This is a genomic window from Streptococcus sp. VTCC 12905 (assembly GCF_049893385.1).
Lineage (GTDB): Bacteria > Bacillota > Bacilli > Lactobacillales > Streptococcaceae > Streptococcus > Streptococcus suis_AA.
Genome location: NZ_JBMVJC010000006.1, coordinates 15,788 through 35,224, shown reverse-complemented (window position 1 = coordinate 35,224; position 19,437 = coordinate 15,788). Strand labels below are relative to the sequence as shown.

The 19,437-nt window shown below is 38.5% G+C and carries 18 protein-coding genes and 1 pseudogene; 13 read left to right on the top strand and 6 right to left on the bottom strand.

What is annotated here, in order from left to right:
• Nucleotides 1-254 precede the first annotated feature (254 nt).
• The 3 genes from ACPC58_RS03495 to ACPC58_RS03485 all read left to right on the top strand — a co-directional run bounded on the left by ACPC58_RS03495 (nucleotide 255) and on the right by ACPC58_RS03485 (nucleotide 2,944).
• Nucleotides 255-1,838: an L-lactate permease gene (locus tag ACPC58_RS03495; RefSeq protein ID WP_434065260.1), complete on the top strand. Its 1,584-nt coding sequence runs from the start codon at nucleotides 255-257 to the stop codon at nucleotides 1,836-1,838.
• A gap of 138 nt (nucleotides 1,839-1,976) precedes the next feature.
• Complete coding sequence (locus tag ACPC58_RS03490; protein WP_254451651.1) at nucleotides 1,977-2,453, top strand: GNAT family N-acetyltransferase; 477 nt, start codon at nucleotides 1,977-1,979, stop codon at nucleotides 2,451-2,453.
• Entirely contained in the window at nucleotides 2,450-2,944 is a 495-nt protein-coding gene (locus tag ACPC58_RS03485) for an adenylate kinase (RefSeq protein ID WP_277837182.1), read from the top strand. Before ACPC58_RS03490 ends, ACPC58_RS03485 begins: the two co-directional genes overlap by 4 nt.
• Nucleotides 2,945-2,969: 25 nt before the next feature.
• On the opposite strand, the gene ACPC58_RS03480 is transcribed toward ACPC58_RS03485, so the two are convergent.
• Nucleotides 2,970-3,710, bottom strand: coding sequence for an amino acid ABC transporter ATP-binding protein (locus ACPC58_RS03480; RefSeq protein ID WP_130555592.1), 741 nt, complete (start codon nucleotides 3,708-3,710; stop codon nucleotides 2,970-2,972).
• On the bottom strand, nucleotides 3,698-5,905 hold the full coding sequence (locus ACPC58_RS03475) for an ABC transporter substrate-binding protein/permease (RefSeq protein WP_434065259.1): 2,208 nt from the start codon (nucleotides 5,903-5,905) through the stop codon (nucleotides 3,698-3,700). Before ACPC58_RS03475 ends, ACPC58_RS03480 begins: the two co-directional genes overlap by 13 nt.
• A 203-nt stretch (nucleotides 5,906-6,108) precedes the next feature.
• On the opposite strand from ACPC58_RS03475, the gene uvrB reads away from it, so the two are divergent.
• The 3 genes from uvrB (at nucleotide 6,109) to ACPC58_RS03460 (ending at nucleotide 9,192) form a co-directional block, all read left to right on the top strand.
• Complete coding sequence (uvrB, locus tag ACPC58_RS03470) at nucleotides 6,109-8,094, top strand: excinuclease ABC subunit UvrB (RefSeq protein WP_434065258.1); 1,986 nt, start codon at nucleotides 6,109-6,111, stop codon at nucleotides 8,092-8,094.
• 335 nt (nucleotides 8,095-8,429) lie between these two features.
• Nucleotides 8,430-8,618 (top strand): hypothetical protein, encoded by a 189-nt coding sequence (locus ACPC58_RS03465; RefSeq protein ID WP_434065257.1) that lies wholly within the window; start codon nucleotides 8,430-8,432, stop codon nucleotides 8,616-8,618.
• A gap of 160 nt (nucleotides 8,619-8,778) precedes the next feature.
• Nucleotides 8,779-9,192 (top strand): flavodoxin family protein, encoded by a 414-nt coding sequence (locus tag ACPC58_RS03460; RefSeq protein ID WP_434065256.1) that lies wholly within the window; start codon nucleotides 8,779-8,781, stop codon nucleotides 9,190-9,192.
• A gap of 17 nt (nucleotides 9,193-9,209) precedes the next feature.
• Here ACPC58_RS03460 and ACPC58_RS03455 read toward each other — a convergent pair whose 3' ends face one another.
• On the bottom strand, nucleotides 9,210-9,683 hold the full coding sequence (locus ACPC58_RS03455) for a LysR substrate-binding domain-containing protein (RefSeq protein WP_434065255.1): 474 nt from the start codon (nucleotides 9,681-9,683) through the stop codon (nucleotides 9,210-9,212).
• A gap of 29 nt (nucleotides 9,684-9,712) precedes the next feature.
• Complete coding sequence (locus tag ACPC58_RS03450) at nucleotides 9,713-10,048, bottom strand: LysR family transcriptional regulator (RefSeq protein ID WP_434065254.1); 336 nt, start codon at nucleotides 10,046-10,048, stop codon at nucleotides 9,713-9,715.
• A gap of 252 nt (nucleotides 10,049-10,300) precedes the next feature.
• Here ACPC58_RS03450 and ACPC58_RS03445 point away from each other — a divergent pair, with 252 nt between their 5' ends.
• The 5 genes from ACPC58_RS03445 to ACPC58_RS03425 all read left to right on the top strand — a co-directional run bounded on the left by ACPC58_RS03445 (nucleotide 10,301) and on the right by ACPC58_RS03425 (nucleotide 13,329).
• Nucleotides 10,301-10,999, top strand: a complete 699-nt coding sequence (locus ACPC58_RS03445) for a helix-turn-helix domain-containing protein (RefSeq protein WP_434065253.1) — start codon at nucleotides 10,301-10,303, stop codon at nucleotides 10,997-10,999.
• A 33-nt stretch (nucleotides 11,000-11,032) separates the two neighbouring features.
• A complete protein-coding gene (locus ACPC58_RS03440; RefSeq protein ID WP_434065252.1) occupies nucleotides 11,033-12,448 on the top strand; it encodes a Y-family DNA polymerase in 1,416 nt (471 codons plus the stop codon).
• On the top strand, nucleotides 12,445-12,804 hold the full coding sequence (locus ACPC58_RS03435) for a 50S ribosomal protein L23 (RefSeq protein WP_130555569.1): 360 nt from the start codon (nucleotides 12,445-12,447) through the stop codon (nucleotides 12,802-12,804). The genes ACPC58_RS03440 and ACPC58_RS03435 overlap by 4 nt, the downstream gene beginning before the upstream one ends.
• Nucleotides 12,797-13,105, top strand: coding sequence for a DUF5960 family protein (locus tag ACPC58_RS03430; protein ID WP_418127454.1), 309 nt, complete (start codon nucleotides 12,797-12,799; stop codon nucleotides 13,103-13,105). Before ACPC58_RS03435 ends, ACPC58_RS03430 begins: the two co-directional genes overlap by 8 nt.
• 89 nt (nucleotides 13,106-13,194) lie before the next feature.
• Nucleotides 13,195-13,329, top strand: coding sequence for an IS3 family transposase (locus tag ACPC58_RS03425; protein ID WP_434065251.1), 135 nt, complete (start codon nucleotides 13,195-13,197; stop codon nucleotides 13,327-13,329).
• A gap of 94 nt (nucleotides 13,330-13,423) precedes the next feature.
• On the opposite strand, the gene ACPC58_RS03420 is transcribed toward ACPC58_RS03425, so the two are convergent.
• A complete protein-coding gene (locus ACPC58_RS03420) occupies nucleotides 13,424-13,558 on the bottom strand; it encodes a hypothetical protein (protein ID WP_434065300.1) in 135 nt (44 codons plus the stop codon).
• Nucleotides 13,500-13,711 (bottom strand): annotated as a pseudogene (locus ACPC58_RS03415) (hypothetical protein); the annotation flags it as partial. The gene ACPC58_RS03420 and the pseudogene ACPC58_RS03415, both read right to left, overlap by 59 nt.
• A gap of 282 nt (nucleotides 13,712-13,993) precedes the next feature.
• On the opposite strand from ACPC58_RS03415, the gene ACPC58_RS03410 reads away from it, so the two are divergent.
• Both ACPC58_RS03410 and ACPC58_RS03405 read left to right on the top strand, forming a co-directional pair.
• The gene (locus tag ACPC58_RS03410; protein WP_434065250.1) at nucleotides 13,994-15,865 is read left to right on the top strand and encodes an Eco57I restriction-modification methylase domain-containing protein; all 1,872 of its coding nucleotides are present in this window, start codon (nucleotides 13,994-13,996) and stop codon (nucleotides 15,863-15,865) included.
• Nucleotides 15,862-19,110, top strand: a complete 3,249-nt coding sequence (locus ACPC58_RS03405) for a DEAD/DEAH box helicase family protein (protein WP_434065249.1) — start codon at nucleotides 15,862-15,864, stop codon at nucleotides 19,108-19,110. Before ACPC58_RS03410 ends, ACPC58_RS03405 begins: the two co-directional genes overlap by 4 nt.
• Nucleotides 19,111-19,437: the final 327 nt, after the last annotated feature.

The following is a 19,437-nucleotide window of genomic DNA, read 5'->3' as shown; positions in this document are numbered from 1 at the left end:
TTTCTAATAGTTTACCATATGTATTGAGATTTGTCAATTTTTAAAGAGATAGTCAGCAAGACGAATGATTGGTCGTAGGTGACTACTTGTTGAAAAATAATGAAAATAATTCATAGATAGGGTGTTACTTTTTTCCTTAACCTGTGCTATAATACACACAATGTTAGGTTTCTTTTACTTGATCATGCTGGTTAGGTATGATGTAGAGCTGACAGATGATTCAAATCTTTGGTTTGAAAATAAATAGGGAGGAAATGAAAAAAATTATGGATATCTTTTTAAGTGTCTTACCCATTGTTGTCTTGATTTTTCTGATGATAAAATTGAGGGTGGCAGCGAATTATGCCTTGCCAGCGATAGCAGGTTTGGTTTATTTGATTTTGCTTGTCTATTTCAAAACTGACTTTGCTTTACTTAATTCAGGTCTGGTGACAGGTTTTTGGGCAACTCTGACGCCAATTACCGTCATTATGGGAGCTGTGTTATTTAATAATTTTCAACAGAAAACAGGAAATCAGTCGATTATCAATAGGTGGATGTCTGGTTTGACTCCGAATCCTGTTGCACAAATGATGATTATTGGCTATGCCTTTGCTTTTATGGTTGAAGGAGCTTCTGGTTTTGGAACTCCAGCTGCGATTGCTGCACCCATTTTAATTGCCCTAGGATTTGAGCCTATAAAAGTTGTCATCGCAGTATTGATTTTTAACTCCATACCGGTTTCATTCGGTGCGGTTGGAACACCTACTTGGTTTGGTTTTGGAGCATTGGGGTTGACGAGTCAGCAGATAGGAGAACTTGGTTTTAAAGCCTCTCTTGTTCATTTAGCTGCTGGATTGGTTATTCCAATTATTGCTTTAAGGTATGTGTTCAGCTGGAAACAGATTAAAGAGAATCTTCTTTTTGTTTATTTGACTGTATTTTCATGCGCACTTCCAATGACACTTCTGGCAACTATAAACTATGAGTTTCCTTCCTTAATCGGGGGTGCAATTGGTTTTCTTATTTCCATTGTATTGGCTAAGAAAAAAATTGGATTAAGCAAATTTGATACGAGCATTACTGAACTGGAACCTGTGAATCTGAACGAATTATTTAGGGCTCTATTACCATTAATTAGTCTGGTGCTTATCTTAGTTGTGACACGGGTTCCTCAATTAGGAATTAAGGCCTTGATGAGGACAGATTCTATCTTGTTTAAGACTAATCTTGGCTTTGCAGATTTGGAAGTAACAAAGGCTTTAAAAATCACTTTGACCAATGTGTTTGGTACGAGTTCCAGCGAATCGTTTGAACTGCTGTATGCACCAGCATTTATTCCATTCTTCCTTATCGTTTTTATGTTATCTTGGTTGTATCCAAGTATGAAAGGGAATGTTTGGAGAACAATTGGACAAACAGCTCATCAAGTTGCAGAACCATTCTTTGCTCTTCTTGGCGGGGTGACCATGGTGAAATTTATGTTACTAAATGGTGACAATTCCATGGTCTCTATTATTGGTATGTCTCTTGCGACAGCGACAGGACCATTCTGGGGGTTGTTTGCTTCTTATCTCGGTGCAATTGGTGCATTTTTCTCAGGATCCGCTACCATTTCCAACCTGATCTTTGGAGGAGTTCAGCAGTCAATTGCTACTCAGACGGGGCTAAATATGACTAGTATTTTGGCGATGCAATCAGTTGGTGGGGCAATGGGCAATATGACTTGTATCAATAACATCATTGCAGCGTCTTCGGTATCTGGTGTTCGTCGCCAGGAAGGCTATATTATGCAGAAGACAGCAATCCCAATGTTTGTTTATGGAATTATCGCAGCACTGATTGGACTACTTTTATAAAATTCTAAACCTCATGAAAATGAGGTTTTTATGTTTATGAATTAATCCATCAATAAAATGATGTTGTTCGATAGCAGATTGTGATAAAATGGATAAAAAATATTACTTACTAAGGGGAAAAATGTGGCTATATAGGGAGTGGAACAACCGAAACTATTAGAAATCAACAAGTATCTTTGGTTAAGAAAATATGATGGATATCATGATTTTGCTTTGATATGGCATCAAGATTTGGAATTGGTCTGGCTTATTGATGGGGATGAGGAAGTTTATAGTGTGGACTTGCTTAATCGTATGTATGGCTATTTATCAAAAAGTGGAGAGTGCTATTTTATTGAAATTCTTGAAGATGGGAAGTATCAACCAATAGGTGATGTGACTCTTTTTAAAGATGATTTTGCTATTGCCATTGGAGACAGGAGGTATTGGAAAAAAGGGATTGGGACTAAGGTGTTACATCGAATGATCGAGCGTGCAAGGGAAGTGGGGCTTGAGGAAATACTTGTCAAAGAAATCTATGACTGGAATACAGGTTCTCGTAAGCTATTTGAGAAATGTGGCTTTGAAGCTGTTGAAAAGACACAGAAAGGTTGGTCCTATAGGTTAATAGTATGAAGAAAGTAATGATTATTGGTTGCCCTGGTGCTGGAAAATCGACCTTTTCACTGAAATTGAAAGAAATTACAGGACTGCCCCTCTATCATTTGGATCAGTTAAACTGGTTATCGGACAAGACAACAGTTGCTAGGGAAGTTTTTCAAGCTCGTCAAGAAGAAGTATTAAGGCAAGAAGAGTGGATTGTCGATGGTAATTATGGGGGGACTTATGAACTTCGAATGGCGGCTTGTGATACGATACTATTTTTAGATTATCCAGAAGCAGTTTGCGTGGAGGGGCTATACAGTCGTGTTGGCAAACCGAGAGTGGATATGCCATGGGTTGAGATTACTGTCGATGAAGAATTATTAGAGTTTGTAAAGAATTTTCGAACGCAGGTTCGCCCAAATATTTTTAATCTGCTTTCCGTTTATAAGGACAAGGAAATTTTTATATTTTCATCCAGAAAAGAGGCTAACTATTTTTTGAAGCAAATCAAAAAACCTTGACGCAAGTCAAGGCTTTTCGTTTAGCTTACACGTTCAAGACCTTATCTAGGAAGTCCTTGAGACGTGGATGTTGTGGGTTGTCGAAGATTTGTTCAGGTGTACCATCTTCAAGGAATTCTCCGCCATCTGTAAAGATAACGCGGTTAGCAACCTTGCGAGCAAAGCCCATTTCGTGAGTAACAATCAACATGGTCATACCTTGCTCAGCCAAGTCTTTCATTACGTTAAGTACGTCTCCGACCATTTCAGGGTCAAGAGCAGAAGTTGGTTCATCAAAGAGCATGATATCTGGGTTCATTGCAAGCGCACGGGCAATAGCTACACGTTGTTTTTGGCCACCAGATAAGCTATCTGGCATGGCATCACGTTTGTCTGATAAACCGACTTTCTCCAACAATTCCATTCCAACTTTTTCAGCTTCTGTTTTATCCAAAAGCTTGTGTTCAATAGGGGCAAATGTGATATTGTCCAGAACTGTCATGTGTGGGAAGAGGTTAAAGTGTTGGAATACCATTCCGATATTTGAACGAAAGGCATCAACATCTATTTTAGGATCTGTTAAATCATAACCATCAACTGTTACCTGGCCGCTTGTGATGGTCTCCAGTAAGTTCATTGTGCGGAGGAAGGTTGATTTACCAGAACCAGAAGGGCCGATAATACACACAACGTCACCTTCATAGAATTTTGTGGTTATTCCTTTTAACACTTCATTAGATCCATAAGACTTATGGAGATCATGTATATTGATTTTTAATTGTGCCATTGTTTACCTCCTTTTTCAAGTTTACGAGCTAAGCGAGTTAAGAGTGTAATCACTACCAAGTAGATGATAGCAAGAATTGCATACATACGGAATGACTGATAGTTACGTGCAATAATAATTTTACCTGCTTGGAAAAGTTCTACGAGACCGATAGCAGAGATAATAGTTGTATCTTTCAATGTGATTACAAACTGGTTAATGAAGTTTGGTAGCATGATTTTACCTGCCTGTGGCAAGATAATCTTACGCATGGTTGTTCCGTAAGAAATACCCAAGCTACGAGAGGCTTCCATTTGACCTACTGGGACTGCTTGAATACCACCTCGAACAATCTCTGCAATATAGGCACCAGAGTTGAGGGATAGGGCAATGGTACCAGCTACAAAGTCATTGATTGGTGACTGCTGTCCAGTGATGGATTCGATTAAGTTTGGAATACCCCAGAAAATGAAAGCGGCGACAATCATCAAAGGAATACCACGAACAACATCAACAAATACAGATGCAATAACACGGAGTGACTTAACTGGACTTACAGCAAACATACCGAAGATAACACCGATGATAATGGCAATTGCAAATGAAAGCAAGGCAAGTCCAACTGTGATACCTAAACCAGACAAGAGCTGACCGTAGTTGTTTTTCAAAAGTCCAATGATAGTAGTTTCATCTACTGTTGAAGTCGTAGCACTTGTCTCTTCTGTTGAGTTGAAATATTTGTTTAGAATTTCATCATATTTGCCGGATTCAACCAAGGCAGCTAAGCCATTGTTAAACATTTCAATCAATTCTGGGTTAGCCCCTTTTTTGACCGCAAATCCGTATTCACCAGATTTTTCACCTGGAATTGGTGTCGCAAAGTCGCGTCCTTGTTGGATGGCATAGAGAAGAACAGCTTCATCATCCATAAGAGCATCAATTGAACCAGAATTTAAACTATCATACATTCCAGAAGCTTCATCAAATGCTTTCAAAGTATAGCCATATTTGTCTTTGTTGCTCTCTAAGAATGTATATGAGGCTGTACCATTTTTAGCGCCGACTGTTTTTCCTTTTAGGTCTTCATAGGAAGCAATATCGCTTCCATTTTTTACGGCAAGTAAGATATTTGAAGAATAGTAGGCATCAGAGAAGTCAAAGATTTTTTTACGAGCATCTGTAATAGACATACCGGCGATAACAGCATCTGCTTGTCCAGCTTGGACAGCATTTAAGGCAGCATCGAAACCTGGGTTTTGAATTGTGATAGTAAATCCTTGTTGCTCAGCAATGGCTTTGATCAATTCCATATCAATCCCAACATATTTGCCGGATTCATCTTGGTATTCAAATGGTGCAAATGATGAGTCAGAAACAATGGTATAGCTTGATTTTACAGGTGTAGCTTTAGCAGTGACACTTCCTGTCAGGTTTAATCGAGAAGAGTAATCCGTACTTTCAGAAGAATCAGATGAACCGAACCATTTATTCATGATGGTTTCATAGGTACCATCTTCTTTCATTTCAGCCAGAGCTTTATTAAAATCATTCACTAGGTATTCGTATTTGCTACCTTTTTTAACGGAGAAACCAAATGACCCAATTGGTTCACCAGGTATATCTAAACTTAGATCTTGACCTTGTTGGATAGCATATTGAATAACCGCTTCGTCATCCATTACAGCATTAACAGAGCCAGTCGCTAAGCTATTGTACATCAAATCGCCAGTATCAAAGGTTTTGATTGAAAAACCATATTTGTTTTTATTTTCTTCTAAGAATGTTTGTGAAGTTGTACCGTTTTTTACACCGACGGTTTTGCCTTTCAAATCTTCATAAGACGAAATTTTGTTTGCTTTTGTTGTTGCAACAATAATCTTTGTATCAAAATATGGATCTGAGAATGTAAAGACTTGTTTACGGGCTTCAGTGATGGTGGTTCCAGCCATCAAGGCATCGGCAGAACCAGACTGAACAGCATTGACTGCAGCATCAAATCCTGGAAAACTTTGATTCATCTTCCAGCCAGAACGTTTAGCAACTTCGTTGATAATATCAACGTCTAATCCTTTATAAACTTGGTCTGAGTCCTTAAACTCAAATGGGGCATAAGCATTGTCAAATACGATATCAATTGTATCATCTGCTTTGACACCAGTAAAAACAAAGAATACTGGCAGAATACCTGCCAATAGCATGAGTAATTTTTTCTTCATTTTCATACTCCTTCTATATATTATATAAAATAACTTACCTAGTATATCATATTGTCAGAATTATTGCAAAATGAACGCTTTTTCTAATGTTATATCTTCTGACATAGATGGTAGTTTTTCATTGAAAAAATAACTTATTTTTCTTCGTTTCATTCAGATGTCTTTTTTTATTTAATAGGAAGAACTTATGATAGAATAAGGGTATGATAAATCGAAATACTGAAAACAAATTTAAACTTGTATCTAAATACTCACCGTCTGGTGACCAGCCCCAAGCCATTGAAACCTTGGTTGATAACATCGAGGGAGGCGAAAAAGCCCAGATTCTCATGGGGGCGACTGGTACGGGTAAGACCTACACCATGAGCCAGGTCATTGCCCGTGTCAATAAGCCCACTCTAGTCATCGCCCACAACAAGACTCTAGCTGGTCAGCTCTACAGCGAGTTCAAGGAATTCTTCCCAGAAAATGCGGTCGAATACTTCGTATCTTACTATGATTACTACCAGCCAGAAGCCTATGTACCATCTAGCGATACCTATATCGAGAAGGACAGTTCGGTCAATGATGAGATTGACAAACTCCGTCACTCAGCGACGTCAGCTCTTCTCGAACGAAATGATGTCATCGTTGTGGCTTCGGTTTCCTGTATCTACGGTTTGGGATCGCCCAAGGAATATTTAGAGAGCGTGGTTAGTCTGCGACCCGGCCAGGATATTTCCCGGGACCAGTTGCTCAATTCCTTGGTAGATATCCAGTTTGAGCGCAATGACATCGACTTCCAACGGGGACGCTTCCGTGTACGTGGAGATGTGGTGGAGATTTTCCCAGCTTCTCGTGATGAACACGCCTTCCGTGTGGAGTTTTTCGGGGATGAAATTGACCGCATTCGTGAGATTGAAAGCCTGACAGGTAAGGTTTTGGGCGATGTGGACCACTTGGCGATTTTCCCTGCCACCCACTTCGTGACCAACGATGACCATATGGAAACGGCTATTGCCAAGATTCAGGCGGAGCTGGAAGAGCAGCTCAAGGTCTTTGAGGCAGAAGGAAAACTCTTAGAAGCTCAGCGATTGAAACAACGGACCGAGTACGACATCGAGATGCTTCGGGAAATGGGTTACACCAACGGAGTTGAGAACTATTCACGACACATGGACGGGCGAAGCGAGGGCGAGCCTCCATATACTCTGCTGGACTTTTTCCCTGAAGACTACCTGATTATGATTGACGAGAGCCACATGACCATGGGGCAGATTAAGGGGATGTACAATGGTGACCGCTCACGCAAGGAGATGTTGGTCAACTATGGTTTCCGCCTCCCGAGTGCACTGGATAATCGTCCGCTGCGCAGGGAAGAATTTGAGAGCCATGTCCACCAGATTGTCTATGTATCTGCGACGCCGGGTGACTATGAAATGGAGCAGACCGATACCGTTGTTGAGCAGATCATTCGGCCGACAGGGCTTTTGGATCCAGAAGTGGAAGTCCGTCCAACTATGGGCCAAATGGATGACCTTTTAGGTGAAATCAATGCCCAAGTTGACAAAGGTGAGCGGACCTTTATCACTACCCTGACCAAGAAAATGGCAGAGGACTTGACCGACTACTTGAAAGAAATGGGTGTCAAGGTCAAGTATATGCACTCGGACATCAAGACCTTGGAGCGTACGGAGATTATTCGTGATTTGCGCTTGGGTGTCTTTGATGTCTTGATAGGGATTAACTTGCTTCGTGAAGGGATTGACGTGCCAGAAGTCAGTCTGGTGGCTATTCTAGATGCTGACAAGGAAGGCTTCCTCCGTAATGAACGGGGGCTCATCCAGACAATCGGTCGGGCAGCTCGTAATTCTGAAGGTCGTGTGATTATGTATGCGGACAAGGTTACCGAGTCTATGCGCAAGGCTATGGAAGAAACAGCTCGCCGCCGTCAAATCCAGATGGCTTATAATGAAGAACATGGTATTATCCCACAAACTATCAAGAAGGAAATCCGTGACCTGATTAGCGTAACCAAAGCTGTTACTCAGGACAAGGAAGAAGTGGTGGACTTCAATGCCCTCAACAAAGATGAACGCAAGGCTATGATCAAGAAACTGGAAGGTCAAATGCAGGAAGCAGCAGAAGTGCTTGACTTTGAACTGGCAGCCCAGATTCGTGATTTGGTCATTGAATTGAAAAATTTATAGAGTTTGATTGGCTCTTTAAAACACAACATCAATTGTTAAAAGCAAGAATGGTTGAATCATTCTTGCTTTTTTATAGGTTGGACCGATGGTATGTTAATTCAAACGACACAGTATTCATAAATTGCATACTACTATTTAAAATGTCCATTGTACAAAACAACAAAAGGGGATTATAGTATAGACAGAAAATGCAGTTCATATGGAAGGAGCAAGAAGAAATGAAATACACAAAATTAGGTCAAACAGGTAAGGAAAAGGCTCACACAATCCAGATGCGCCAGGTGTGGGAGAGTATCTTTTGACTGCCTATGATATTCATGCTCACGACTAAAAGAATGAAAACGCGAAAAGTTGAAATTGCTAGAAAATATGAGAAAACGACTTCTCAAGTTATGTTGCGCTGGCACTTGCAATCAGACCTAGTTTCATTTGCTAAGTCCGTTACACCAGCCGCATTCAAGAAAACTTCGATATTTTTGACTTTGAATGATCAGCTGAAGACATGGAAAAAATTTCTAGTCTAAATACAAATACAACACTTTTTGAAGATCATCACGCTGCAAAAGCTGTCGAAATTATTGCTGGATTTGTTGGCAAATCGTTCTAAGAAAAAAGATATTATACTCTGCGATTGTTTACATGTTGAACAGTGCAGAGTATTTTTTATAAGAGGAGAATAAGATTATGACAACTTTATTTATCAATGGCAGTCCAAATAAAAATGGGAATACGGTTGCTCTAGTTAAAAGATTGCTCAGAGATCAAGAATATGAAACCCTGCATTTAGCAGATTACAAAATTTATGACTACGGTCAAGATTTTTTAGACGATCAGTTCAAGGAAGTCATTCAGAAAGTCTTTGCTGCGGACACTCTGGTCATTGGCTCGCCCGTTTATTGGCACAGTATCAATGGCTTGGTCCGCAATTTTTTGGACCGCCAATACGGTGTGGTGACAGATGAGTTAGTTGGAAAAAAACTTTATTTTATCTTTCAAGGCTCTGCTTCGACACAAGAAGTGTTAGAGATGGGGGATTATACTATGTGTCGCTATGCGGGGCTTTATGGAATGGATTATCTGGGAATGGTGAATAGCTAAAAAACTAGACAACGCGTCTAGTTTTTTGTTAATTGGTCAAAAATAGCTTTGTTTTTCTTTAAGGCAGAAATATAGAAAGTTTTAGTGGCTTCCCTATCAGAAATGGGAATATGAACCCGCTGACTGTCATTTTCAGATGCCAGGTGGGTGATGTTTGTGGAGAAACTTGGTAGAGCAGAAGCGGAAATCAATTCTTCAAAGGCGTCCCAATCTTTTTGAACAATGAACTTTGTCCTTGTCAGACTGTCGACTAGGGGTTGCCAAATTCCCAAATCGGATCGTAATAACATGGTCAAATCGGCTAAGTCACCAAGAGTAATTTCCTCTTGCGTAGCGAAAGGATGTGTAGGGGGAATAGAGAGATAGAGTTGTTCCATAAAAAATCCATTTGATAAGATGTCGTCTTCATCTATTAGAAAATCCGTTACGATGAATTGATAGTGCTCATCCTTTAAGCCAGCTATTAAAGCCTCATTTTCTAGTAAATCCAAACGAATTACTTGATTACTCTCTTGTTCAGCTAGCCTAGAGCGTATTTCCCATTCGACCCCTGGAGAACAGATACCGCCAAATAAGGTGGTTGCTTGCATCGAAAAACGTCAGACATTTTCCAAACCAAAAATGTCTGACGTTGTTTTAACAATTTCTTGGCCTGTTGAACGGTGTATTTTCCTGTTTCTGTCAAGATAAGTTTGTTTTTACTACGCTGAAAGAGTTGAACGCCTAAATCGTCTTCTAAGCTCTGCATATTGTGCGTTAGCGAGGGTTGAGAAATCAGTAAAACCTCTGCTGCCTTGGACAAAGTTCCCTGATCCGCAAAGACGATGAGTTGTTCTAATTGTTGTAATTGTAGCATCTGCCCGTCCGATTCTATCTATTTTATTGTTATTCTACTATTTTTTAGGAGCTTGTAAATGTATTGGTCATCTCTGATAATGGGGTGGTGGAAAGCTGAAGTAATGGTTGACAATAAGCTTACAAGTGTTTGTTAAGTCCAGAAAAAATTCAAAATTATTTACTTAAAAAATCAGTTCGTGGTTGTTTTTCTTATAGACAACTGGAGGAAATTTTTGTATAATGTGTTTAATAAAACACATTGGGGGTGCTTATGTTTTCGGGAGAACGATTAAAAGAACTGAGAAAAGAAAAAGGCTTGACTCAGATGGAAATTGCTCAACAATTAGAAATCAATCGTGCTTCATATGCGAGTTGGGAGTTGGGGAGGGCAAAGCCAAATCAGTCCAATTTAGAGCGTTTAGGGAGCTTATTTGGAGTAGAACATACGTATTTTGAATCTGAATACATGATTGTATCCAACTATCTCCGCTTAAATCAAAAAAATAGGACGAGTGCTGATCATTTTGTAGAAGAATTATTGAAAAATCAAATGGAAGAAAGTTCTAAGAAGGTCATTTCCCTTTACCCTATTCAGGTATTGGAAGAAGTTCCCTTATCTGCTGGGTATGGTGAAAGTTACTACGACGAGTACCGGTTTAGTACAGTCTACTCAGATGAAGAGTACAGCTACGATTTTGCTTCATTTATTGTGGGACAGTCCATGGAGCCAACTTACTCTGATGGAGAAGTCGCCCTGTTCTCCGCCTCAGGATATGATTATGATGGTGCAGTATATGCCATATCCCTTAATGGGAAAGCCTATATTAAGCGCGTGTACAAAGAAAAAAATCGGTATAGGATTGTCTCCATCAACCCCAAATACCCTGATATGTATGCGTATGGATATGATGAATTTAAAATCGTTGGAAAAGTCGTTGGCCATTTCAGACCAATTGAGAAGCTTGAATAATGAGAACAACATTTGACAATATAATGTGATGTGATGAGTATGATTGATTACGAGAGAGAACCAAAAAGTGATATTGCCTTTGTTGACATGAAATCTTTCTATGCAAGTGTTGAATGTGCCAGCCGTGGTTTGCATCCTTTAAAAACTTCGCTATGTGTGATGAGTAGGGCAGACAACTCGAATGGCTTGATCCTTGCTTCATCACCCTTGTTCAAAGAAGTATTTGGCAAGTCAAATGTAGGAAGAGCCTACGATTTACCTTTTGATATACATACAAGAAAATTTTCTTACTATAATGCAAAAAGGCAAGGTCTATCGACAGACCCTGCTTATATTCGATTCATTGAGGAGTGGGCGCGAGCGACAGTTATTGTTCCGCCTCGTATGGATTTATATATTGAAAAAAACATTGAAATCCAGCATATTTTTCAGCAATACGGGAGTATCGAAGATATCATGCCCTACTCAATTGATGAAGGGTTCATTGACTTGACATCTTCTTTAAACTATTTCATTCCCAATCAATCAATTAGCCGAAAAGATAAATTAGATATGCTTAGTGCGAGAATTCAAAGGGATATCTATCGTAAGACAGGTGTTTATTCTACCGTTGGGATGTCTAATGCCAATCCCTTACTTGCAAAATTAGCATTAGATAATGAGGCTAAGAAAACACATAACATGAGAGCTAACTGGTCCTATAATGATGTAACTACAAAAGTATGGGGGATTTCAAGATTAACGGACTTTTGGGGAATCGGTGCTGCAATTGAAAAAAGACTTGAAAAACTTGGGATCTATACCATTAAAGAATTGGCGACTTACAGTCCAGATTTATTAAAGAAAGAATTTGGTGTATACGGTGTTCAATTGTGGTATCACGCAAATGGAGTTGATGAAAGCAATGTTCATGTACCCTATAAACCAAAATCGAAAGGACTTGGTAATTCTCAGGTTCTTCCAAGAGATTATGTTAAACAACAGGAGATTGAGCTGGTTCTGAGTGAGATGGCGGAGCAAGTTGCCATTCGTCTACGTTCCATTCGAAAAAAGACGACGACAGTTTCTATTAGTATCGGTTATTCGCGCTTTGAGGAGTCGACCTCATTCAGAGGACAAATGAAAACAGAGCCTACGAATCAGACAGAGGAACTACAAAAATATGTCATCTCTCTCTTTCGAAAAAAATACAATGGTGGTGCCGTTCGAAGTATCTCTGTATTCTACTCATCATTTGTTGATGAAAACATAACTATGCTCAGTCTCTTTGATGATCCTGAAGAAATATTGAAGAAAGAGAGACTACAGACCGCCATTGATGCAATACGCAGTCAATTTGGTTTTACCACGCTGCAAAAAGCCAATTCCTTAACAAGTGCATCACGCAGTATTGCGAGAAGTAAATTGGTTGGCGGACATTCTGCTGGCGGTTTAGATGGATTAAAATGATCGATAGAAGTTATTTGCCTTACCAATCAGCAAGAGAGTATCAAGATCGAGGCATGCAAAAATGGATGGGATTCTTTTTATCTGAGCATACCAGTTCCTTGATCGAAGATAAATATAAAATAGAAGTATCATCACAGCTATCAAAGAGTGAAATCCTCACTTACGTGACTCAATTATATACTTCACAATCTCAAGGAATGTTTGTCATCCTTCGTAAAGGCAAAAGACAAGCTTTTCAAGGACGCATAACCGAATTAAGTTCAAAGGAAATAACAATAAAAACAGCCGAAAAATATGAGTTGCTTCAAATTTCTGAAATCATTGAGATGAGTTTAGTGGAGGTACTAGATGAATAGGAAAACTATATATGAAGACTTGATTCAGTTCGATTATTTCTCTGATTCCTATCTTCAGTTCGAAAAGGACTTTAATAAATACTATAAAGGGGTAGATCCCCTCACATTTCTTATTGATGATATATTACTGACAATGGCGATGAAACAGAAAAATTATTTTCGTTTGCACAAAAGTAAGGCTACTGACGGTCGTGACCATTATTTTATTTTTAAAGTGAAAACCATGAAGGAGAACCCTCGCATTAGGATATATGAGTATCAGGAAATGAGGTTTTCGGTGAATCTCCCATTGAATAGATAATATCTCGAACTATTTATTTCTAGTTCATAATTAATATTGGACAATAGATTAAGAAAATGGTGAAAAAGTTATGACAAACATAAAAATACTTGAATGGAATATTAATCAACTCAAAAGAATTGATTCATGCGATTAATGATTGGATACGGTATTACAATAACGCATGCATTCAAACAAAATTAAACGGCCACTCATCGGTAGAATACCAACAAATGGCCGCTTAATCAGCTAAATTATTTTACTTTAAATTTTTGGGGACACCGCACAAATTGATGTCTACTCAGCACCTTTTTTTCGTGTCCTACCTAAATCCTTTTCCTAAAACTCAAGCGTTTCTTGGACTGAGGAGTCAGATACTTCCTGCACCTGAGTAATTTCCGCAAGTTGAGCCATAGAATAGTTGCTTGTTTGAGGTGTCGTTATCAAATCTACGTTGATAGCTTTTTTCGCCATCTAGTTCAAACGGATTGTACCATGCACCATGCCCAATGAGTTGCACTTCAACCATTGTGGCATTTTTGTTTGTCGCAGCTTCCTGTTCAATACGAACAAATCCCATCCCTCTGTCAGTTTTGTGACAGCAAAAACCACACGATAGAGGTTGTTTCCTTTAATAATCAGACTGTCCTTTTCCTTGCCAAAAGAAACAATCTCATTATCTATTGATGTCGGTTTTTCTCCATATCTTTTTACATTAGTCAACACTTTTTTATCAAATAAGCGGTCTATTTCATCCTTTTCAATGACTTTATTTAAGAAGGCATCATCGTAAAATAAACGCACTAGGACGAGTATTTCAGTGTGTTTTTGTGGTAAAATATAATAGATTAATAAATGAAAAGTAAGCATTTTGTAGAAATTCTAATAAATAACACGAAAGGTTGCTTTATGGCAATAGATATTAGTGAAGAACAGTTGGCTCTGGAGTCGGCTGATTTATTAAAAATTCTTTTAAAAGATCGAACGACCAAGAAAAATATTGTTTGGGCGACACATTCTTATGAATTGTTGAGAAAGGGATTTGCTCCAAGTGATCGCATCACTCCAAGTAGGGTAACGGGAACCTATGCAAACTTGATTCAACCTCGATCAGAAAAGTCTAAGTATGAGCAAAAAGACCGAACCAAGATTAGAGCCGAAGTTTTTACGCCAACTTGGTTGGTTGAAAAGCAAAATGGCTACGTGGAAGCTGAACTTGAAGCTCTGGATCTTGAAGATTATATCCAAGTGCGCTGGCTAGAAATTACCTGTGGTGAAGCACCTTATATGGTTACTCGCTATGATACAGTGACTGGTGAGGAAATTCCATTATCTGAACGAGTTGGTTTTCTTGATAGAAAATTGCAGCGCATTAGTCGTGAGGTCTCAGATGAAGCCGCCTTCTATGAGCTTGTAAAAAAAGCTTATCAAGCTTCTTATGGATATGAGTATCAAGGAGATTCTCTGCTTTTGGCGCGTGAAAATCTTTTAGCAACATTTGAGGACTACTATCTTGCAAAGACTGGAAATCAACCGACCTTAGAGCAAAAGAAAGCAATTGCGACTATTATCTCCTACAATGTCTTTCAGATGGATGGATTGAAAAAAATCAGTCCTTACTCAGCTAAACAAGAGCAATCTCAACAGCTAAGCTTGTTTTCAGATGAGCTAGAAGTCCAAGAAGTAGAAGAATCTAAAACCCAAATCAAAGACTGGAAAAAGAATAAAATGATAGGTTTTGAGAGCCTATCTAGTGAGGAAAGTGAAATGAAATTTGACGTCGTGATAGGGAATCCGCCGTATCAGGAAACAGGCGAAGCTAGGGATGAGCCAATTTATCACTTTTTTATTGATGAAGCAATTAAAATCGCAGATAAATCGATACTAATCACCCCAGCAAGATTTTTATTTAAAGCTGGTCAAACTCCTAAAAATTGGATGGAAAAGATGCTTGAAGATAAGCATTTAAAAGTTCAATTCTATGAACTTAAAAGCGGTAAAGTATTTACAGGAACGGATATTAAGGGTGGAGTAGCAATAACTTATCGTGATGCTGATAAAGATTTGGGACCAATCGGCGTATTTACTATTTTTGAACCTTTAAATAGTATTGTAAAAAAAATCGAAGAACATTCAGACTTTGAAACTTTTTCTGATTTAGTTTATCCTCAAGGTATTTATAGATTTTCAAATAAACTTTTTTCTGATTATCCAAATGCTGAAAAGCTGCAAGGAAAAGGGACAAAAAATAAAATTGTTTCGAAATCACTGATTCAATTAGATTTTGTTTTCAAAAATAAAGAAGAAAAAGAGCATGTTGCTTTACTTGGAAGAATTGGCTCTGAACGTGTCTTTCGGTATATTAAAAAAGAATATTTAGATTTACCGGAAACATTTGAAAATTATAATGTTTTTGTACCAGAAGCTAATGGAAGTGGTGCCTTAGGTGAAGTCTTATCAACACCCCTAATCGGGGAACCCCTAATCGGGCATACAGATACTTTTTTATCTATTGGTAATTTTAAAACAAAATTTGAAGCCGATGCTTGTATTAAATTTATTAAAACTAAGTTTGCTAGAGTATTACTAGGTGTTTTGAAAGTTACTCAGCATAACTCTCGAAAAACTTGGTATTACGTTCCACTCCAAGACTTTACGGTCAATTCGGACATTGATTGGACTCAATCAGTGGCTGATATTGACCGCCAGCTCTATCAAAAATATGACCTTTCTCCAGAGGAAATTGCCTTTATTGAGACTCATGTAAGGGAGATGGATTGATGGTAGAAATTAAAACCTCAAAAGAGATCCATCCTAAAATCTATGCTTATACCACCCCTACGGTAACCAGTAATGACGGCTGGATTAAGATTGGGTATACTGAGCGTGATGTCACGCAACGGATTAAAGAACAAACGCATACTGCTCATATAGATACAGATGTCTTATGGACGGGAGACGCAGCATATACGGAAGAACCTGATAAGGGAAAGACTTTTAAGGACCATGATTTCCACCATTTCCTTTCTTTCCATGATGTGGAACGTCGTCCTAAGACGGAATGGTTTTACTTTAATGGGACTCCGGAGAAATCTAAAAATCTTTTTGATAAGTTTGTTCAGCATGATTTGTCAGGTTATCAGCCTGGAAAAGGACAAGACTATACCCTGCGTCAAGAGCAAGAAGAAGCAGTTTCTAAGACCTTAGATTATTTCAAAAATCATCCAGGAGGTAAGTTCCTTTGGAATGCCAAGCCACGTTTTGGTAAAACCTTATCTACCTATGACCTAGCTCGTCGAATGGATGCTGTCAATGTCCTAATCGTAACCAACAGACCTGCCATTGCCAACTCATGGTATGATGATTTTGAAAAATTCATAGCAGGTCAAACGACTTACAAGTTTGTTTCTGAATCAGATAGCCTTAAAAATCGACCAACCTTGTCACGTAAAGAATTTGTTAGTATTTTAGATGACGATGTAAGACAACTTGCTTTTATCAGTCTCCAAGACTTGAAAGGCTCTGCTTATCTTGGTGGAGAGTACAATAAACTTAAATGGGTAACTGATCTACATTGGGATTTGTTGGTTATCGATGAAGCTCACGAAGGAGTCGATACCTTCAAGACAGATCAAGCCTTTAATAAAATCCGTCGAAACTTTACCTTGCATCTATCAGGAACTCCATTTAAGGCACTAGCCAAGGGAGATTTTACAGAGGAGCAGATCTACAACTGGTCTTATGCGGATGAGCAGGCAGCTAAAACTACTTGGTCGCCTGAGCAAGAAGAGGAAAATCCATATGAAAGCTTGCCTCAGTTAAATCTCTTTACCTATCAAATGTCTCAGATGATTGGAGAAGAGCTAGAAAAAGGTGCTCAACTAGATGGCGAAAATATCGACTATGCTTTTGACTTGAGTGAATTTTTCGCTACAGATGATAAAGGGAAATTTATCCATGAGCAAGATGTCAGAAATTGGTTAGATACTCTATCTAGCAATGAAAAATATCCATTTTCAACCAAAGAACTTCGTAATGAACTCAAGCATACTTTTTGGCTCCTAGAACGTGTAGCCTCAGCTAAAGCTTTAAAAGCTCTACTAGAAGAACATCCCATCTATGAAAACTATGAGATTGTTCTAGCTGCTGGTGACGGGCGTATGTCCGAGGAAGATGATAAGGTCACACTGAAATCCTTAGACTTGGTTAGAAAAGCGATAGCAGAGAATGACAAAACCATTACCCTATCCGTCGGTCAGTTGACGACAGGTGTAACCATCCCTGAATGGACAGGCGTATTGATGTTATCAAACTTGAAATCACCTGCGCTTTATATGCAAGCTGCCTTCCGCGCTCAAAATCCATACTCATGGAGCGATAGCAAAGGAAATCACTTCCGCAAAGAAAGAGCCTATATATTTGACTTTGCGCCAGAAAGAACTCTGATTCTCTTTGATGAGTTTGCAAATAACTTATCACTTGCGACTGCAGGAGGTGGTGGAACTTCCGCAACTCGCGAAGAAAACATCAGAGAACTCTTAAATTTCTTCCCTGTCATAGCAGAAGACCGTGCAGGCAAGATGGTTGAAATTGATGCTAAGGAAGTTCTGACTATACCTCGTCAGATAAAAGCTAGAGAAGTCCTCAAACGAGGGTTTATGTCCAATCTACTTTTTGATAATATCAGCGGCATTTTCCAAGCCAGTCAAACCGTTCTAGACATTTTAAATGAACTACCAGTAGAAAAGGAAGGAAAGTTACAAACACCTTCTGATTTATTAGATTTTTCAGATGTTAAAGTGGATGACGAGGGCAATGCAGTGGTTGACCATGAAATCGTGGTCAATCAACAAGCGCGACTTTTTGGTGAAAAAGTTTATGGACTTGGACAGTCTGTTGTTGAACTAGTCACAAAAGATGAGGAACGAACTCAAAAACAGTTGGTTAATGACTTGAGTAAGACCGTTTCTTCAGTAATTGTAGAGGAATTGAAAGCTGAATATGATTTGAAAACTCGGGAAACAGACCAGATCAAGAAACAAATCGTAGCAACATTTGAGAACGAATTTCGAAAAAATGAGATAGAACGTAAAATTACTGAAGCCCATATCAAGGAAGAGTTGCAACAACAGCTCAAGGAAGAAAGTGATAAAGAGCAAAAAGATAAGATTCAAAAAGTTCTTGAAAAACGTTTAGAAGAAAATAATCTCATTCATAAAGAAAAACTAGAACAAACACTTAAAAAAGAAGTGGAAAAAATGCCCGAGAAGTTTATTGAACAGGTTGAGATAAAACGTGTGGAACAGTTGAAACAATCAGCTCAGGATGAGATTCGAGACCGTCTTCGAGGATTTGCACGAACTATTCCAAGTTTCATCATGGCCTATGGTGATCAATCTCTAACACTTGATAATTTTGACACCTTTGTTCCTGAGCATGTCTTCTTTGAAGTGACTGGTATTACGATTGAACAATTTCGTTATTTGAGAGATGGTGGGCAGGATTTTGCAGGACATCTCTTTGATCGAGCAACATTTGATGAAGCCATCCAGGAATTTCTTCGCAAGAAAGAGGAGTTGGCAGATTATTTTAAAGATCAAAAAGAAGATATTTTCGATTATATTCCACCACAGAAAACCAATCAGATTTTCACTCCTAAACGTGTGGTGAAGAGAATGGTGGATGACCTTGAAAAAGAAAATCCAGGAATCTTTGATGATCCGTCTAAGACATTCATTGATTTGTACATGAAGTCAGGTCTCTATATTGCAGAGCTTGTTAAGCGGCTATATAACAGCAATGGCTTGAAAGAAGCCTTTCCAAATCCTGAAAAACGTCTAAAACATATCTTAGAAAATCAAGTTTATGGATTTGCGCCTTCAGAAATTATTTATAACATTTCGACGAATTTTATCTTTGGAAATCTCTCTCAAGATATCAGTAGAAAGAACTTTGTTTTAGAAGATACGATTCCAGCTGCCAAAGAAGGTAGAATTCAGGAATTGGTAGATAAATATTTTGGGTAGGATAGTAGTTGATTGTAATTGAAGCATACGAAATAGAACAAAGCTTTTACGTATTTAAAACATGAAGTGAAAAACATGAAGTGAATAGAAAAAGAGGTCAAGTTAAATCTTGACCTCTTTTGATTATAGAGTATATTATTGTTGTTTATGTAGAATAAGACAGAAGCAGAAAATATAAATACTTATTTTCATTTTATCGAAGTCTATTATCTTAGTTACACAATAAAAATTCTGGTGGGGTTTTTGGTGGGGAACCAATCAATTTTGATTGATTTTTAACCTTTTATAATAACTAAAAATGCTGTTAAATCAACTATTTCACTTTAA

Excerpts from the sequence above, each read along its gene's own strand:
- ACPC58_RS03495 (WP_434065260.1), top strand. The coding sequence starts at position 255 with ATGAAAAAAATTATGGATATCTTTTTAAGTGTCTTACCCATTGTTGTC.
- ACPC58_RS03485 (WP_277837182.1), top strand. The coding sequence starts at position 2,450 with ATGAAGAAAGTAATGATTATTGGTTGCCCTGGTGCTGGAAAATCGACC.
- ACPC58_RS03480 (WP_130555592.1), bottom strand. The coding sequence starts at position 3,710 with ATGGCACAATTAAAAATCAATATACATGATCTCCATAAGTCTTATGGA.
- ACPC58_RS03475 (WP_434065259.1), bottom strand. The coding sequence starts at position 5,905 with ATGAAGAAAAAATTACTCATGCTATTGGCAGGTATTCTGCCAGTATTC.
- uvrB (WP_434065258.1), top strand. The coding sequence starts at position 6,109 with ATGATAAATCGAAATACTGAAAACAAATTTAAACTTGTATCTAAATAC.
- ACPC58_RS03465 (WP_434065257.1), top strand. The coding sequence starts at position 8,430 with ATGAAAACGCGAAAAGTTGAAATTGCTAGAAAATATGAGAAAACGACT.
- ACPC58_RS03460 (WP_434065256.1), top strand. The coding sequence starts at position 8,779 with ATGACAACTTTATTTATCAATGGCAGTCCAAATAAAAATGGGAATACG.
- ACPC58_RS03450 (WP_434065254.1), bottom strand. The coding sequence starts at position 10,048 with ATGCTACAATTACAACAATTAGAACAACTCATCGTCTTTGCGGATCAG.
- ACPC58_RS03445 (WP_434065253.1), top strand. The coding sequence starts at position 10,301 with ATGTTTTCGGGAGAACGATTAAAAGAACTGAGAAAAGAAAAAGGCTTG.
- ACPC58_RS03440 (WP_434065252.1), top strand. The coding sequence starts at position 11,033 with ATGAGTATGATTGATTACGAGAGAGAACCAAAAAGTGATATTGCCTTT.
- ACPC58_RS03435 (WP_130555569.1), top strand. The coding sequence starts at position 12,445 with ATGATCGATAGAAGTTATTTGCCTTACCAATCAGCAAGAGAGTATCAA.
- ACPC58_RS03430 (WP_418127454.1), top strand. The coding sequence starts at position 12,797 with ATGAATAGGAAAACTATATATGAAGACTTGATTCAGTTCGATTATTTC.
- ACPC58_RS03420 (WP_434065300.1), bottom strand. The coding sequence starts at position 13,558 with ATGGCGAAAAAAGCTATCAACGTAGATTTGATAACGACACCTCAAACA.
- ACPC58_RS03410 (WP_434065250.1), top strand. The coding sequence starts at position 13,994 with ATGGCAATAGATATTAGTGAAGAACAGTTGGCTCTGGAGTCGGCTGAT.